Raw genomic sequence first — 15,508 nt, 5'->3', positions numbered from 1 at the left:
GCGACGCCGATCTCAACGCTTGTCGATCTTGTCCGGCAACGGCGCAAACAACGCTTCAATATCATCACTCTGCAACTTCCAGTCCCCGGCCTTGCGCCCATCCAGTACGCCTGCCGCCAGATCAGATTTCTCCTTCTGCAGGTGCTGAATCTTCTCTTCCACCGTGCCGCGGGCAATCAGCTTGTAAACGAATACGGGTTTTTCCTGACCGATGCGATACGCCCGATCAGTTGCCTGATTCTCGGTCGCCGGGTTCCACCACGGATCGTAGTGAATCACCGTATCGGCTTCGGTCAGGTTCAAACCGACACCGCCAGCCTTCAGGCTGATCAGAAAGATCTGACGCTTGCCGCTCTGGAATTCCTTCACGGGCGTGCGCCGGTCGCGGGTTTGCCCGGTCAGTAGCGCATAGGCGACGTTACGTTTTTTCAGCTCATCCTCAATCAATGTCAGCATCGAGGTGAACTGCGAAAACAGCAGAACCCGCCGACCTTCCTCGAACAGCTCTTCAAGCATTTCCATCAAGCTGTCGAGCTTGCCCGAGGTGCTGGCACGAGCGGGCAGGGCCGTGTCGCTGACCAGACGCAGATCGCAACAGACCTGACGCAACTTCAGCAGTGCCTCAAGAATAATGATCTGACTGCGCGCCACGCCTTTGCGCGTGATCTCGTCGCGGACCTTTTTGTCCATGGCCAGACGCATGGTTTCATAGACATCGCGCTGCGCTTCGTTGAGTTCGACCCAATGGATGATTTCGGTTTTCGGCGGCAGTTCGGTGGCGACCTGTTCTTTGGTGCGGCGCAGCAGAAACGGCTTTATCCGACCGTTGAGGTGCTGAAGTCTGACTTCACTGCCGCGCTTTTCGATCGGCACGCGGTAATCGGCATTGAAACTTTTCACATCGCCGAGCCAGCCCGGCAGCAAAAAGTGAAACAGCGACCACAGCTCGCCCAAGTGGTTTTCCAGTGGGGTGCCGCTCAAGCACAAGCGCTGGCGCGCATTCAGCTCGCGCGCGGCCTGGGCCGCTTTGCTGTTGGGGTTCTTGATGTACTGCGCTTCGTCCAGCACCAGCACGTGCAGCGGCTGTTTCGCCAGGCGTTCGACGTCCTTGGGCAGCAGCGCATAGGTGGTAAGAATCAGGTCGAAGTCGGCGAGGTTGTCGAAGTGCTTTTTGCGCGTGGCCCCGTACAACGCCACCACCCTCAATTGCGGCGTGAAGTGCGCGGCTTCATCGAGCCAGTTGGGGATCAGGCTGGTCGGCATCACCACCATGCACGGGCGATCCAGGCGCCCGGCGTTCTTCTCGCTGAGGATATGCGCCAGGGTCTGTAGGGTTTTACCCAGACCCATGTCGTCCGCGAGAATCCCGCCTACCTCCAGTTGCCGTAGCGACTGCATCCAGCTCAAGCCTTCGAGCTGATAGGGACGCAACGTCGCGTTCAGGCCTTGCGGCGCTTCGGCGCTGTAATCGCGGATGTCGCGCAGGCGTTGGGCGAGTGTGCGCATCTGTTCGCCGCCCTCCCACAACAGTGGAATGCCGTCCAGCGCATTGAGGCGCGTCGCATCGGCCTTGCTCAGGCGCAAGGTGGTTTCGCCGGGCTCTTGCAGGTAAAACTCGCCGAGGGTGGTCAGTACCGGTTTCAGGCGGCCGAGCGGCAGCGCGACCTGCAGCGGACCGTGTTCGCTGGTCCGTTGTGGAATATTGACCAGAATCAGCTCGTCATCGCGGCGGCGCGCCAGGCGTTCCGGGTTGAGGATTTCGGCGTGTGAGCGCATCAGATTGAGCAAAATCGGCAGCAGGCTCAGGCGTTCGCCATTGACGATGATGCCCAGTTCCAGATCAAACCAGTCGCGTTCCGGGACCTGTTCAACCGTGGCGTACCAGTCGTCGACGGCAGTCAGGTCGAAGCCGAACTCCTCGTCGATCTGTAATTCCCAGCCCAGGCTGCGCAGCTTTGGCAGGTCGTTAAGGGTGAAGGTCAGCCAGGCGCTGTCGTTGACCATTTCGTACAGCTCGCCCGCGCTCTCCGGCAAGGCTTTGCTCTGCCGCGTGGCGATACGGAAGCCGAGTATGCGCAGTTGTTCCCGGTAGGACTGTTCGACGTCGGGGTGGCGCTTGACGCGCAGGGTCTGGGTCTCTTGGCGAATCAGGATATCGCTGTTCTTCTGCCCGCTGACGTACTCGTCCAGATAGCTGAACGAGAGTGCCGCGCGGTGCTGGATATAGCGCTGCATCTTGCCGTTACGCGGCTCGAACGCGCTGAACTCGGCGCTCGCCAGCCACAGGCGTGGCAGCGGTTGCACGTTGTCCACCAGCACCTGCGGCGGCGCTTTCGGGCTGCGGTTTTCCAGGACAGCCTGGAGCTTTTCCAGCAGCTCGGCATCTTTCGCGGCGGCGGGGTAATCGAGGGTTTCCTGGACTTTCAGCAGCACCGCTGCACAGTGCTTGCAGTTGCTGCGGACCGGGCAGGTGCAAGTGGCGTCGACCAGCAGCAGCGTGCCTTTGGCCGACTCGCGCAAGTGAATCGTCTGGCGATAAACGCTGCCACCGGAGCCTTCGCAACTGGCCGTGATGGTCGCATCGCCGACCTGTGCGATGCGTACCCGGTTTTCCAGGGCGTAGCGACGGCCACGCTCCAGGCTCTGTTCCTTGAATCGGCTGACCCAGGAGGGCGCCAACGGTTTGCTGAGGGGCGGGGGCATAAGGACTTCGATCAGTCCGGAATCGCTTCAGGTGCTTCCCGTGGCGCCGGCGCGGTCAGGGAAGTGATCTTGATCAGCAAAGCCAGGTGGCCGTTGTCGAGGTAGTTGAGTTGGCCGTTTTTGGTGTGGCTGTCCTGGCGCAGCCGTTCACTGGCGGTGACCAGACCGTTGGCGTCGATCTGGTTGACCCAGAAGTCGGCCGTTACGTCGGTGAAGCGACCGAGTTTCATCTCCAGCGTGCCTTCGATCGGGAATTGCCCAAATTGCTCCTGGCCGTCACTGACTGCGACTTTCACCGGCGTTTCGCCGAGGCTTTGCTGCCAGGCTTTGTGCATCAGCACGGTGTACTCGCCGCTGGCGGTGAGTTTGCTTACGACATCATTCAGCGCAGGCGTGCGCAGGCTGTCGTTGCCCAGGCGTTGGGCGCCGGCGGCCCAGTCTTCCGGCGCGGCGCGGCTGACGATGGCCGGCACGGCATTCTGGCGCACCAGAATCATTTCGACCTGATACGTGTCATCGGCAAACGCCATCGGTGCCAGCACTGTTATGGACAGCGAGGTGAGCAGCAAAGTCAGAGAGCGGAACAGGCGCATTGGGCGTCCTTCAAGCGGATTTCGGGATGAGACGCTCAAACAGCGCCTCTACAGTATTAAAACGTTCTTCCGGGCGCTCCATCGGCACCTGAAATTTAAACATCGTCGCGCCTTCGAATTTGTAGCGTTTGGGCTGGGTCTGGATCAGCTTGATCAGCGTCATCGGGTCGACTGGCGTCTGCGCTTCGAACTCGATACGCCCGCCCTGCGGCCCGCCATCGACTTTTTTGATGCCGAGCTTTTCCGCCTGCAGTTTCAACGCGGTGATCCGCACCAGGTTCTTGGTCGGCTCCGGCAGCAGGCCGAAACGGTCGATCATCTCGACCTGCAGATCCTTCAGACCTTCTTCGTCGGTCGCCGAGGCGATGCGTTTATACAGAATCAGGCGCGCATGCACATCCGGCAGATAGTCTTCCGGAATCAGCGCCGGCACCCGCAGATTGACTTCCGGGCCACCGCCTAGCGGTTGATCGAGGTTCGGCTGCTCGCCTTTGCGAATCGATTTCACCGCGCGCTCGAGCATTTCCATGTACAGCGTGAAGCCCACCGCCTGAATCTGCCCGCTCTGACCGTCGCCGAGCAGTTCGCCAGCGCCGCGGATTTCCAGGTCGTTGGTCGCCAGCACGAAGCCGGCGCCGAGGTCCTGGGTGTTGGCGATCGCTTCCAGACGCTTTTCCGCGTCCGAAGTGATTTGCTGGCGCGGCGGCGTCAGCAGGTAGGCGTAAGCCTGGTGGTGACTGCGGCCGACGCGGCCACGCAACTGGTGCAGCTGTGCCAGACCGAACTTGTCGGCACGTTCGATGATGATGGTGTTGGCGCTCGGCACGTCGATGCCGGTCTCGATGATGGTCGAGGCGATCAGCACGTTGAAACGCTTGTGGTAGAAGTCGCTCATCACCTGTTCGAGTTCGCGCTCGCGCATCTGTCCGTGGCCAATACCAATGCGCGCTTCCGGCACCAGTTCGGCGAGGTCGGCGGCGCATTTTTCGATGGTCTTCACATCGTTGTGCAAGTAATAGACCTGGCCGCCACGCAGCAGCTCGCGCAGCAGGGCTTCTTTGACCGTGCTCTTGTTCTGCTCCATGACGAAGGTGCGCACCGACAGGCGTCGCGCTGGCGGCGTGGCGATGATCGACAGATCGCGCATGCCCGACACCGCCATGTTCAGCGTGCGCGGAATCGGTGTGGCGGTCAGGGTGAGAATGTCGACTTCGCTGCGCAGCGCCTTGAGCTGTTCTTTCTGACGCACGCCAAAGCGGTGTTCTTCGTCGATGATCACCAGGCCGAGGTTTTTGATTTTCACGTCGTCGGACAGCAGCTTGTGCGTGCCGATGACAATGTCGATCTTGCCTTCCGCCAGATCGGCAATCGCCGCGTTGACTTCCTTGGCGGACTTGAAGCGGCTCATCACCTCTACGGTCACCGGCCAGTCGGCGAAGCGGTCGCGGAAACTGTTGTAGTGCTGCTGGGCGAGCAGGGTGGTCGGTACCAGAATCGCCACCTGACGACCGCCGTGCACCGCGATGAACGCGGCGCGCATGGCCACCTCGGTCTTGCCGAAGCCGACGTCGCCGCAGACCAGGCGATCCATCGGTTTCGGCGCGAGCATGTCTTCGCGCACGGCTTCGATGGTCGCTTGCTGGTCCGGGGTTTCTTCGAACGGGAAACCAGCGCTGAACGTGGCGTAATCGGCTTTCGGGTCGGCGAACGCGTAACCTTCGCGGGCGGCGCGACGGGCATAAATGTCGAGCAGTTCGGCGGCGACGTCGCGCACCTGTTCGGCGGCTTTGCGCTTGGCTTTCTGCCAGGTTTCCGAGCCGAGACGATGCAGCGGCGCCAGCGAGTCGTCGCTGCCGGTGTAACGGGCGATCAGGTGCAGGTTAGCGACCGGCACGTAGAGCTTGGCGTTCTCGGCGTATTCGAGGGTGAGGAATTCGGCGGCCTGGTTGTCGATTTCCAGAATCGTCAGGCCCAGATAGCGACCGACACCGTGGTCAATGTGCACCACCGGGGCGCCTTCGCGCAGCTCGGTGAGGTTCTTGATCACCGCATCGTTGCTGACGTCGCTGCGCTTCTCGCGGCGACGGCGCTGCATCACCCGTTGGCCGAACAGCGGACTTTCCGCGACCAGCGCCAGTGCCGGGTCGTCGAGCACCAGACCTTCGTCGAGCGGGGCGATGGTGATCGCCAGACGATCCTTGCTGGCGACGAAGTCCGGCCAGCTGTCGACGGTTTTTGGTCGTAGCTTCAGGCGTTCGAGCAGTTCCAGCAGCACTTCGCGACGGCCCGCCGATTCGGCGGTGAACAGCACGCGTCCGGGGAATTGTTCGAGGAAGCCGGCCAGCGCCGCCAGCGGTTGGGTGGCTTTGGCTTCGATCGCCAGATCCGGCAATGCATGCGCCGGGAAGCGTTCACGGCCGACACCGCTCTCAACGTCTTGCTGACTCGCCACTACCCGTGGCCAGTTCTTCAGCCGTGCAAAGCAGTCTTCCACCGGCAGGAACAGTTCGGCCGGTGGCAATAAAGGGCGCGAAGGGTCGACGCGGCGCTCTTCATAACGATTGCGCACGTCGTTCCAGAAATTTTCCGCCGCCTGCTCGATACCCGGCAGCGAGAACACCTGGGTGTCCTGCGGCAGGTAGTCGAACAGCGTCGAGGTTTCGTCGAAGAACAGCGGCAGGTAGTACTCGATACCGGCCGGTGTGATGCCACTGCTCAGGTCCTGAAAGATCGGGCAGCGGCGGAAGTCGACGTCGAAGCGCTCACGGAAGCGCGCCTTGAAGCGGGTGACTGCGTCTTTCTGCAACGGAAACTCGCGGGCCGGCAGTAGCTTGACCGACTCGACCTTGTCGATCGAACGCTGGGTTTCCGGATCGAAGGTGCGCAGGGTTTCGATTTCGTCATCGAACAGGTCGATGCGATAGGGCAGTTTGCTGCCCATCGGGAACAGGTCGATCAGCGCGCCACGTACGGTGAATTCGCCGTGCTCATAAACTGTGTCGACATAGCGATAGCCGCTGGCCTCAAGCCGCGCGCGCATCTGCTCGACATCGAGCTTCTGGCCGATGTCCAGCACCAGGCTGCTGCCGAGCAGGAATTTGGTCGGCGCCAGTCGGTGCAGGGCCGTGGTAATCGGCACCACCAGTACGCCATGCGCCAATTCCGGCAGCCTGTATAAGCTGGCGATGCGCTGGGAAATGATGTCCTGGTGCGGCGAGAACAAATCGTACGGCAGGGTTTCCCAGTCGGGAAAATGCAGCACGGGCAAATCCGGGGCGAAGAAACTCAGCTCCTGTTCCAGCCGTTCGGCGCTTTGGCTGTCGGCGGTCAGCAGCAGGGTGAAGCGCTTGGCAGCGCTGGCAGCCTCGGCAATCGCCAGGCTGAGGGCAGCACCGGGCAGATTGCCCCAATGCTGTTTACCTGCCTCGGCAGGGAGTAGCGGTAGACGCAGAACAGGCACGGAAGGTTGAGCTCCAGGCGTTGCGACAAAGTCGGTAATTGTAGCGGTCTGCGGTGCCACCTGTCAGTTGCAGACTACGTCTATCTTGGCGGTTTGGACGAAATGTAGTGGTAACCATAAAAACGAGCACTTTTTAAGTGGTTATGTAGTGCCGAAACCGGGTCGTGTTTCGGAGGGTTACAGACATCGTCTAACAGTCGTCGAAAAATTGACTGCGCTGAAAGCCGCGGTTTTACTGGGCTGGAGAGCGGCGTAATTTTTTTGAACAGGATTTTGTTAACGGATTGGCGACAAGCGCGCATTGCTGAAAGAGGTTGTCGGCGGCATAATGTAGCCCCTTTTTTCTGCCCCTACATGTGGAAGGTTACCGTGACTCAGAAGCCCGACCAGTGTCTTGGTGAATGGATCGACCGTGAAGCACTCGCAGAAGCGATGATCCCGCTTATCGGTCAGCTCTACCGCAATAACAACGTGGTGAGCTCGATCTATGGCCGCAGCCTGATCAACCAGTCTGTCATCGCGATTCTCAAAGCTCACCGCTTTGCTCGCCACCGTTCCTCCGACGACAGCGAACTCTCCGTCCACGAAACATTCCCACTGCTCAAGGCCATGAGCGAGCTCAAGCTCGGCGCGGCTTCGGTAGACCTGGGCAAGTTGGCGTTCAAATTCCGTAACGAAGGCAATGGCCGCAGCGCCGAGCAGTTCGTGCGTGAAGAAATGGCTGACGTGGTGGGTCAGCAAAACGCTTCGCCCCGCAAAGGCACCGACGTTGTGCTGTACGGCTTCGGTCGTATCGGCCGCCTGCTGGCGCGCATCCTGATCGAAAAAACCGGTGGTGGCGACGGCCTGCGTCTGCGCGCCATCGTCGTGCGCAAAGGCGCCGAGAACGACCTGACCAAACGCGCCAGCCTGCTGCGTCGCGATTCGGTGCACGGTTCGTTCAACGGCACCATTACCATCGACGAAGAAAACAACACCATCACCGCCAACGGTAACCTGATCCAGGTGATCTACGCGAAGAACCCGACCGAGGTGGATTACACCCAGTACGGCATCAAAGACGCGCTGCTGGTGGACAACACCGGTGTATGGCGTGACGCCGATGGCCTGGGGCAGCACCTGGCCTGCCCGGGTATCGACCGCGTTGTTCTGACCGCACCTGGCAAGGGCAAGCTGAAGAACATCGTTCACGGCATCAACCACGGTGAAATCACCGCTGACGACAAGATCGTGTCGGCTGCTTCCTGCACCACCAACGCCATCGTGCCGGTGCTCAAAGCGGTCAACGACAAGTTCGGCATCATCAACGGTCACGTCGAAACCGTTCACTCGTACACCAACGACCAGAACCTGATCGACAACTTCCACAAGGGCGATCGCCGTGGCCGTAGCGCCGCGCTGAACATGGTGATCACCGAGACCGGTGCTGCCACCGCTGCTGCCAAGGCCCTGCCTGAGCTGGCCGGCAAGCTGACCGGCAACGCGATTCGCGTGCCGACGCCGAACGTGTCGATGGCCATTCTCAATCTCAACCTTGAGAAAGCCGCCACCCGTGAAGAGATGAACGAGTACCTGCGCTACATGGCGCTGCACTCCGAACTGCACAAGCAGATCGATTTCGTCAATTCGCAGGAAGTAGTTTCGACTGACTTCGTCGGTTCGCGCCACGCCGGTGTGGTCGATGCTGAAGCGACCATCGTTCAGGACAACCGCGTTGTGCTGTACGTCTGGTACGACAACGAGTTCGGCTATAGCTGCCAGGTGGTTCGCGTGATGGAAGACATGGCTGATGTAAATCCGCCAGCGTTCCCGCGCTAAGCCTCAGGCTTGAATGAAAACGCCCCGGCATTTTGTCGGGGCGTTTTTGTTTGTGGAGTGATCGTTCCCACGCTCTGCGTGGGAATGCCTCAAGGGACGCTCCGCGTTCCAATGGGACGCAGAGCGTCCCGGGCTGCATTCCCACGCAGAGCGTGGGAACGATCGCGTCTCCTGTGGGAGCGAGCCTGCTCGCGAAAGCATTCTGTCAGGCGCCGCTGGCAACCGACGCTTGCGCCGTGCGCAGTTCATGCCGATTGCCGCGAAACAACACCAAGGTCGCAATCAACCCCAACACCGCCGCGCCACTGAGCCAGATCCCCGGCGCTGCCTTGTTGTCCAGCACATGAATCAGATAAGTACATGCCGCCGGGGTAAATCCGCCAAACGTCGCCGTCGCCAAGCTGTACGCCAGAGAGAAACCGGTCGTGCGCACTTCCACCGGCATGATCTCGGTCAGCGCTACAACCATCGCGCCGTTGTACGAGCCGTACAGGAAGGACAGCCATAACTCGACAATCAGCAAGTGGCTGAAGCTTGGATTGGCGACCAGCCACGACAGGGCAGGATAGGCGGTAAGAATCGCCAGAATCGTCGCCGCCAGCAGTAAGGGTTTTCGCCCGATTTTATCGGACACCGCACCCATCACCGGCAACCAGAAGAAGTTCGACAGGCCGATACACACCGTCACCAGCAACGCATCGAGATCTGACAGGTGCAACTCGGCCTTGCCGAATGTCGGCGTGTACGCGGTGATCAGGTAGAACGACACCGTGGTCATCACCACCAGCGCCATGCCGGCGATGACGATGCCAACGTTCTGGCCGATCGAACGGACGACTTCGCCGAGGGTAGGGCGGTGGGTGCGCGCCTGGAATTCCGGGGTTTCCTCCAGCGAGCGGCGGATGAAGAAAATCACCGGCACGATCAGGCAGCCAATCAGAAACGGCACGCGCCAGCCCCATTCGCCCATTTGCTCCGGGCTCAGCCAATGGTTGAGGCCGACCCCAAGCAGGCCGGCGAAGACCACCGCAGCCTGTTGGCTGGCAGACTGCCAACTGACGAAAAAGCCTTTGCGCCCCGGTGTGGAGATTTCTGCCAGATAGACCGAGACGCCGCCCAGCTCCACGCCGGCCGAGAAACCTTGCAGCAGTCGTCCGAATAACACCAGCAGCGGTGCCGCGACCCCGAGCGTCGCATAGCCCGGCACGCAGGCAATCAGCACGGTGCCGGCCGCCATCATCGCGAGCGTAATGATCAGGCCTTTGCGCCGGCCGTGGCGGTCGATGTAGGCGCCGAGGAAAATCGCCCCCAGCGGGCGCATCAGGAATCCGGCACCGAAGGTCGCCAGCGACAGCATCAGCGAAGCGAAGGCGCTGTCGGTGGGGAAGAAGGTTTTGGCGATGGCCGTGGCATAGAAGCCGTAGACCATGAAATCGAACATTTCGAGGAAGTTGCCGCTGACAACGCGGAAAATCGCTTTGCCTTTGCCCGGGGTGGAGGACATGGTCGGTTACTCACTGTTTCAATTTTGTAGAAAGGCATTGCAGCCGTGCGGGAGCGAGCGGGCGCTGTAGTCCATAATGGCCGCCGCGGTTTTGCGGGGAGATGAAGAATTGTTAACTGGACGCTGGGTGGGGCTTGTGGTGCTGGCGATGCTGTGCGCCGGCTGTGGCAACGGCGATTCCATGGAGCGCATTGGCGGCCCGACGATGGGCAGTACCTGGTCGGTCAAGTACGTGCGCCATGCCGGCCTCGCCGATCCTGCGCAAGTGCGCGGCGAAGTGGCGCGCATCCTCGCTGAAGTCGATCTCCAGATGTCGACCTATCGGAGCGATTCGGCTATCGAGCGCTTCAACGCCTTGCCCGCCGATAACTGTCTGGCCATGCCCGCCTCGGTATTGGAACTGGTCCGTGTCGGCGAACACCTGTCGGCGCAAAGCGCGGGTGTTTACGACCTGACCGTCGAACCGCTGATCAACCTTTGGGGCTTTGGTCCGCAAGGGCGCACGGAAAAGATCCCCGACCCGGCGGCGGTAAGCGAGGTCATGCAGCGTGTCGGCTATCAGCACTTGCACATCGACGGCAACCGCTTGTGCAAGGACGCCGCTGTCGAAGTCGACCTGAACAGCATCGCAGCCGGCTACGCCGTGGACAGCATTGCCGCGAGGCTGGAGGCCATGGGCATCCACGCTTACCTCGTCGAAGCCACGGGCGAATTAAAGGCCAAGGGAAAAAAACTTGATGGCTCGCCCTGGCGCATCGCATTGGAAGAGCCTCGCGACGACCAGCAAGTGGCCGAGCGCATTATTAATGTCGACGGCTACGGCGTGTCCACGTCCGGCGATTACCGTAACTATTTTCTGCAGGATGGCCGGCGCTATTCCCACACCGTCGATGCGCGCAGCGGTGCCCCGGTCCTACACGACCTGGCGTCCGTCACGGTGATTCATCCTTCAGCGCTGATGGCCGATGGACTATCGACGCTGTTGCTGATTCTCGGCCCGGAAAGGGCGCGGGACTATGCCCAAAAACATGCCATTGCTGCATTCTTTGTCTTGCGTGCCGATACAGGTTTTATCATCCGCACCAGTCCGGCATTCGATCAGCTCGCGGGTGCAAAAAATTGATTGAAGACAAGACGAAAGCTGGCGTTGTAGTGCAGGCAAAAGTAGCCTACGACGCGACCAAGGGTTAATGTGCGCGGCGTTGACGCTTCTATAGACTGTGTCCGGGTTCTCTACTGGCCCCCAATTGTTCCTTCGCGCCGTTGTTCGGCGTGATTTAGCCGCCGGTGCTGCTGGCACCGCGGCCTGTTCTGAGGAGTACGCATGGCTGTCTACAACTACGACGTGGTGGTGCTGGGTTCCGGCCCGGCGGGAGAAGGCGCGGCAATGAACGCCGCCAAAGCAGGGCGCAAGGTCGCGATGGTCGACAGCCGTCGTCAGGTCGGCGGCAACTGCACCCACCTCGGCACCATTCCGTCCAAGGCACTGCGTCACTCGGTGCGGCAGATCATGCAGTTCAACACCAACCCGATGTTCCGGGCGATCGGCGAGCCGCGCTGGTTCTCCTTCCCGGACGTGTTGAAAAGCGCCGAAAAAGTCATTTCCAAACAAGTCGCATCGCGCACCGGCTACTACGCCCGTAATCGCGTCGACGTATTCTTCGGCACCGGCAGCTTCGCCGACGAGCAAACCATCGAAGTGGTCTGCGGCAACGGCGTGGTCGAGAAACTGGTCGCCAAGCACATCATCATTGCCACCGGTTCGCGCCCGTATCGTCCGGCGGACATCGATTTCCATCACCCGCGTATCTACGATAGCGACACCATCCTCAGCCTCGGCCACACTCCGCGCAAACTGATCGTTTACGGCGCCGGTGTGATCGGCTGTGAATACGCCTCGATCTTCAGTGGCCTGGGTGTGCTGGTCGAGCTGGTCGACAACCGTGGCCAGTTGCTGAGCTTCCTCGACTCGGAAATCTCCCAGGCGTTGAGCTATCACTTCAGCAACAACAACATCACCGTGCGCCACAACGAAGACTACGACCGCGTCGAAGGCGTGGACAACGGCGTGATCCTGCACCTCAAGTCGGGCAAGAAGATCAAGGCCGACGCCTTGCTCTGGTGCAACGGCCGTACCGGCAACACCGATACGCTGGGTCTGGAAAACATTGGCGTCAAGGTCAACAGCCGTGGCCAGATCGAAGTCGACCAGAACTACCGCACCTGCGTGGAAAATATCTACGGTGCCGGTGACGTGATCGGCTGGCCGAGCCTGGCCAGTGCCGCTCACGACCAGGGCCGTTCGGCCGCTGGCAGCATCGTCGATAATGGCAGCTGGCGTTTCGTCAATGACGTGCCGACCGGCATCTACACGATTCCGGAGATCAGCTCGATCGGCAAGAACGAGCAGGAACTGACTCAGGCCAAAGTGCCTTACGAAGTCGGCAAGGCGTTCTTCAAGAGCATGGCGCGGGCGCAGATTGCCGGCGAGCCGCAAGGCATGCTGAAGATCCTGTTCCACCGCGAAACCCTGGAAGTGCTCGGTGTGCACTGCTTCGGTTATCAGGCGTCGGAGATCGTCCACATCGGTCAGGCGATCATGAACCAGCCGGGCGAACTGAATACGCTGAAGTATTTCGTCAACACCACGTTCAACTACCCGACCATGGCCGAAGCCTATCGGGTAGCTGCATACGACGGCCTCAACCGGCTTTTTTGACGGGCTCCGGCCGGTGGCCTGAGCCGGCCGGGGAGACCGATTTCAGCAATTCTCAAGGGTGGCAGTGGCCAAACCGGGAAAGTCTGTAATCAGGCTGTCAACGCCGAAGTCGGCGAGTCTGCGCATCAGCGCGGGCTCGTTGACGGTCCACACCGACACATGCAGACCTTGGCGCTGCGCCTTCTGCAGGCGTTCCGGCGTACACAGTGTCCAGTTCAGCGCGAGAATCTCACAGCCATAGCTGGCCGCGACTTTCAGCGGATCGAGCCAGGCGTATTCGGCCACCAGGCCACGAGATACGTCCGGGACCAGGTCCATTGCCGCTTTCAACACTTCCCGCGAACTCGAGGTGATCGTGACCTTGTCGAGCAAGCCATGGCGCTGAGCCATTTCCCGAATCGCCAGCACGGTGGTTGCGGCGCGTGTGCGTGAAGCGCTTTTGACTTCCAGCTGCCAGTGCTCGAAATCACATTGTTCGAACAACGCTTCCAGCGTGGGAATCGGGCAGGGCTTGATCCAGCCCGGGCCACCCTTGCGCGCGTCGTAGGTCACCAGCTCGGCGGCGGTGTGCTCGACAACTTTGCCGCGACGGTCGGTGGTGCGCTTGAGCGTAGGGTCATGGATGACCATCAGCTCGCCGTCCTTGGACAGGTGCAGATCCAGTTCGCAACGGCGCACGCCGTGCTTGAGACATTCCTGAAAACTGCTCAGGGTATTTTCCGGTGCTTCGCCCTTGGCGCCGCGGTGGCCGTAAATGAGGGTCACGGTGCTTCCTTAAATTAAATGCCGGATTCGTTCTGTTCGCGGGCCAGGCGTCGTTCCTGGGCCTGCTTTTGCAAAATATAACGGGCGAGCAATTGACGCTGGGCATCGGTCAGGTGTTCGAACTCGGTGCCGACGTCATAGCCATCGCCCTTGCGGTCGCAATGGGTGACGCGGGCGCGCAGCAGCAGGCCCAGTGCCTGCGGCATCAACACCAGCTTGACCGACAGGTGTGCGCCGGTGGCAATCGCTGTCGGGTACTGAAAGTCGATCCCGCCTTCGGAGATGATCACCGGTTGTGGCTCGCCGATCTGGCCGAGCACGGTCAGGGCGACCACCTGGCTGAGCAGGTCGATGCGTTTGTTCTGGGATTTTAGGAACGCGGCGATTGCCCGGTCGCGCTCGCTGATCTGGCGCAACAGGTGCTGCGACTCGAATTCGCTCAGGTGCAGTTCGCTGAGCAGGTTGAAGAGTGGGGAAGCATCCTGCAACACTTCCTCGCCTGCGGCTTCGGGAGCGGACAGGGGCCGAATTTCCAGTGCGATCGTGTCCTCGATACGGTAGTATTCGCGGCGATCTTCTTCATCTAATGTCGACATGGCGAACCCATGGTAGCGGCGGTGGTCTGAGTGTAAAGCTGGTTATCGACCCCCGCCACAAGGACGTTCCTTTTCCCTCCGAACAAGCCCCGACATGTTCAGACCTCTCTTCGTATTTATCGGCACGCGTTATACCCGTGCAAAGCGTCGCAATCATTTTGTGTCATTCATTTCCCTGACTTCGATGATCGGGCTCGCCCTTGGCGTGGTCGTGATGATTGTCGTGCTGTCGGTGATGAACGGCTTCGATCATGAGATGCGCACCCGCGTGCTGGGCATGGTGCCCCACGCCACTCTTGAGACTGGCGAGCCGCTCAATGATTGGCAGAGCCTCGCCGCCAAGGTCAAGCAGAACCGGCAGGTGACGGCGGTGGCGCCGTTCACCCAGATGCAGGGCCTGCTGACCAACAACGGTCAGGTCTCCAAGGTGTTGCTCAATGCCATCGACCCTGCGCTGGAGCGCAATGTGTCGATCATCGACAACTTCATGAAGCAGGGCAAACTCGACGACCTGACGCCGGGCAGCTTCGGCATCGTCATCGGCGACAAGGCGGCGACCAAGCTGGGCGTCGGCATCGGTGACAAGGTCACTTTCGTCGCGCCGGAGGTCAGCGTGACCCCGGCCGGGATGTTCCCGCGCATGAAGCGCTTTACCGTGGTCGGCATTTTCCATGTCGGCGCCGGTGAGCTCGACGGCTATCTCGGTGTGACCAACCTGCAGGATCTGGCGAAGATGCACCGCTGGAAGCCGGATCAGGTGCAGGGCCTGCGCCTGAAGTTCGACGACCTGTTCCAGGCCCCACGCGAGGCGTGGAATATTGCCCAGCAGCTCGGCGAAGACCGCTACTACGCCCGCGACTGGACCCGCACCCACGGCAATCTCTATCAGGCGATCCGCATGGAAAAAGCCATGATCGGCCTGCTGTTGCTGCTGATCGTTGCGGTGGCGGCGTTCAATATCATCTCCACCCTGGTAATGGTGGTGAACGACAAGAAGGGCGACATCGCCATTCTGCGCACACTGGGCGCGACGCCGGGCACGATCATGCGTACGTTCATGGTGCAAGGCACGGTGATCGGTGTGGTCGGCACAGCCATTGGCGCGGTGGTCGGCATTTTCGCCGCGCTTAACGTCAGCGCGGCCATCTCGGCGCTGGAAGGGCTGATCGGCCACAAATTCCTTAATGCTGACGTGTATTTCATTGATTATCTTCCGTCGCAGGTGCAGAGCCAGGATGTCGTCATGGTTTGCGCCGCCGCGTTGGTCCTGAGTTTCCTCGCCACCCTGTATCCCGCCTGGCGTGCCGCGCGCACCCAGCCGGCGGAGGCGTTACGTTATGAGTGAGTCGG

General features: G+C 60.7%; 10 protein-coding genes. 4 read left to right on the top strand and 6 right to left on the bottom strand.

Annotated elements, in window-relative coordinates:
- Nucleotides 1-12: 12 nt before the first annotated feature.
- Genes HU755_RS15855 through mfd form a run of 3 tightly spaced genes read right to left on the bottom strand, consistent with a single transcriptional unit; the run spans nucleotide 13 to nucleotide 6,756 of the window.
- Complete coding sequence (locus tag HU755_RS15855) at nucleotides 13-2,703, bottom strand: DEAD/DEAH box helicase (protein ID WP_186634279.1); 2,691 nt, start codon at nucleotides 2,701-2,703, stop codon at nucleotides 13-15.
- Between the two features lie 11 nt (nucleotides 2,704-2,714).
- Entirely contained in the window at nucleotides 2,715-3,296 is a 582-nt protein-coding gene (locus tag HU755_RS15850) for a CsiV family protein (protein ID WP_186550388.1), read from the bottom strand.
- Nucleotides 3,297-3,306: 10 nt separating this feature from the next.
- Complete coding sequence (gene mfd / locus HU755_RS15845) at nucleotides 3,307-6,756, bottom strand: transcription-repair coupling factor (RefSeq protein ID WP_186634276.1); 3,450 nt, start codon at nucleotides 6,754-6,756, stop codon at nucleotides 3,307-3,309.
- A 354-nt stretch (nucleotides 6,757-7,110) separates the two neighbouring features.
- On the opposite strand from mfd, the gene HU755_RS15840 reads away from it, so the two are divergent.
- Nucleotides 7,111-8,574 carry a glyceraldehyde-3-phosphate dehydrogenase gene (locus tag HU755_RS15840; RefSeq protein ID WP_186550392.1) on the top strand — a complete coding sequence of 488 codons (1,464 nt, stop codon included), beginning with the start codon at nucleotides 7,111-7,113 and terminating at the stop codon, nucleotides 8,572-8,574.
- A gap of 205 nt (nucleotides 8,575-8,779) precedes the next feature.
- Here HU755_RS15840 and HU755_RS15835 read toward each other — a convergent pair whose 3' ends face one another.
- Nucleotides 8,780-10,078: an MFS transporter gene (locus HU755_RS15835; protein ID WP_186634272.1), complete on the bottom strand. Its 1,299-nt coding sequence runs from the start codon at nucleotides 10,076-10,078 to the stop codon at nucleotides 8,780-8,782.
- A gap of 76 nt (nucleotides 10,079-10,154) precedes the next feature.
- Between HU755_RS15835 and HU755_RS15830 the strand changes: the two genes are divergently transcribed.
- Nucleotides 10,155-11,201 carry an FAD:protein FMN transferase gene (locus HU755_RS15830; RefSeq protein ID WP_186634269.1) on the top strand — a complete coding sequence of 349 codons (1,047 nt, stop codon included), beginning with the start codon at nucleotides 10,155-10,157 and terminating at the stop codon, nucleotides 11,199-11,201.
- Nucleotides 11,202-11,402: 201 nt separating this feature from the next.
- A complete protein-coding gene (gene sthA / locus HU755_RS15825; RefSeq protein ID WP_186550398.1) occupies nucleotides 11,403-12,797 on the top strand; it encodes a Si-specific NAD(P)(+) transhydrogenase in 1,395 nt (464 codons plus the stop codon).
- Between the two features lie 42 nt (nucleotides 12,798-12,839).
- On the opposite strand, the gene HU755_RS15820 is transcribed toward sthA, so the two are convergent.
- Nucleotides 12,840-13,562, bottom strand: coding sequence for a glycerophosphodiester phosphodiesterase family protein (locus HU755_RS15820; RefSeq protein ID WP_186634266.1), 723 nt, complete (start codon nucleotides 13,560-13,562; stop codon nucleotides 12,840-12,842).
- Between the two features lie 14 nt (nucleotides 13,563-13,576).
- The gene (locus HU755_RS15815) at nucleotides 13,577-14,158 is read right to left on the bottom strand and encodes a PilZ domain-containing protein (RefSeq protein ID WP_186621850.1); all 582 of its coding nucleotides are present in this window, start codon (nucleotides 14,156-14,158) and stop codon (nucleotides 13,577-13,579) included.
- 94 nt (nucleotides 14,159-14,252) lie between these two features.
- On the opposite strand from HU755_RS15815, the gene HU755_RS15810 reads away from it, so the two are divergent.
- Nucleotides 14,253-15,503, top strand: coding sequence for a lipoprotein-releasing ABC transporter permease subunit (locus HU755_RS15810; RefSeq protein WP_186634263.1), 1,251 nt, complete (start codon nucleotides 14,253-14,255; stop codon nucleotides 15,501-15,503).
- Nucleotides 15,504-15,508: the final 5 nt, after the last annotated feature.

Source organism: Pseudomonas sp. SWRI111, assembly GCF_014268555.1.
GTDB classification, from domain to species: Bacteria; Pseudomonadota; Gammaproteobacteria; order Pseudomonadales; family Pseudomonadaceae; genus Aquipseudomonas; species Aquipseudomonas hamedanensis.
The sequence above is the reverse complement of the archived record's forward strand: the minus strand, read 5'-3'. Positions and strand labels throughout refer to the sequence as shown.

Coding starts and splice junctions, on each gene's coding strand:
- HU755_RS15855 (WP_186634279.1), bottom strand. CDS start 2,703: ATGCCCCCGCCCCTCAGCAAACCGTTGGCGCCCTCCTGGGTCAGCCGA.
- HU755_RS15850 (WP_186550388.1), bottom strand. CDS start 3,296: ATGCGCCTGTTCCGCTCTCTGACTTTGCTGCTCACCTCGCTGTCCATA.
- HU755_RS15840 (WP_186550392.1), top strand. CDS start 7,111: ATGTGGAAGGTTACCGTGACTCAGAAGCCCGACCAGTGTCTTGGTGAA.
- HU755_RS15835 (WP_186634272.1), bottom strand. CDS start 10,078: ATGTCCTCCACCCCGGGCAAAGGCAAAGCGATTTTCCGCGTTGTCAGC.
- HU755_RS15830 (WP_186634269.1), top strand. CDS start 10,155: ATGGCCGCCGCGGTTTTGCGGGGAGATGAAGAATTGTTAACTGGACGC.
- sthA (WP_186550398.1), top strand. CDS start 11,403: ATGGCTGTCTACAACTACGACGTGGTGGTGCTGGGTTCCGGCCCGGCG.
- HU755_RS15815 (WP_186621850.1), bottom strand. CDS start 14,158: ATGTCGACATTAGATGAAGAAGATCGCCGCGAATACTACCGTATCGAG.
- HU755_RS15810 (WP_186634263.1), top strand. CDS start 14,253: ATGTTCAGACCTCTCTTCGTATTTATCGGCACGCGTTATACCCGTGCA.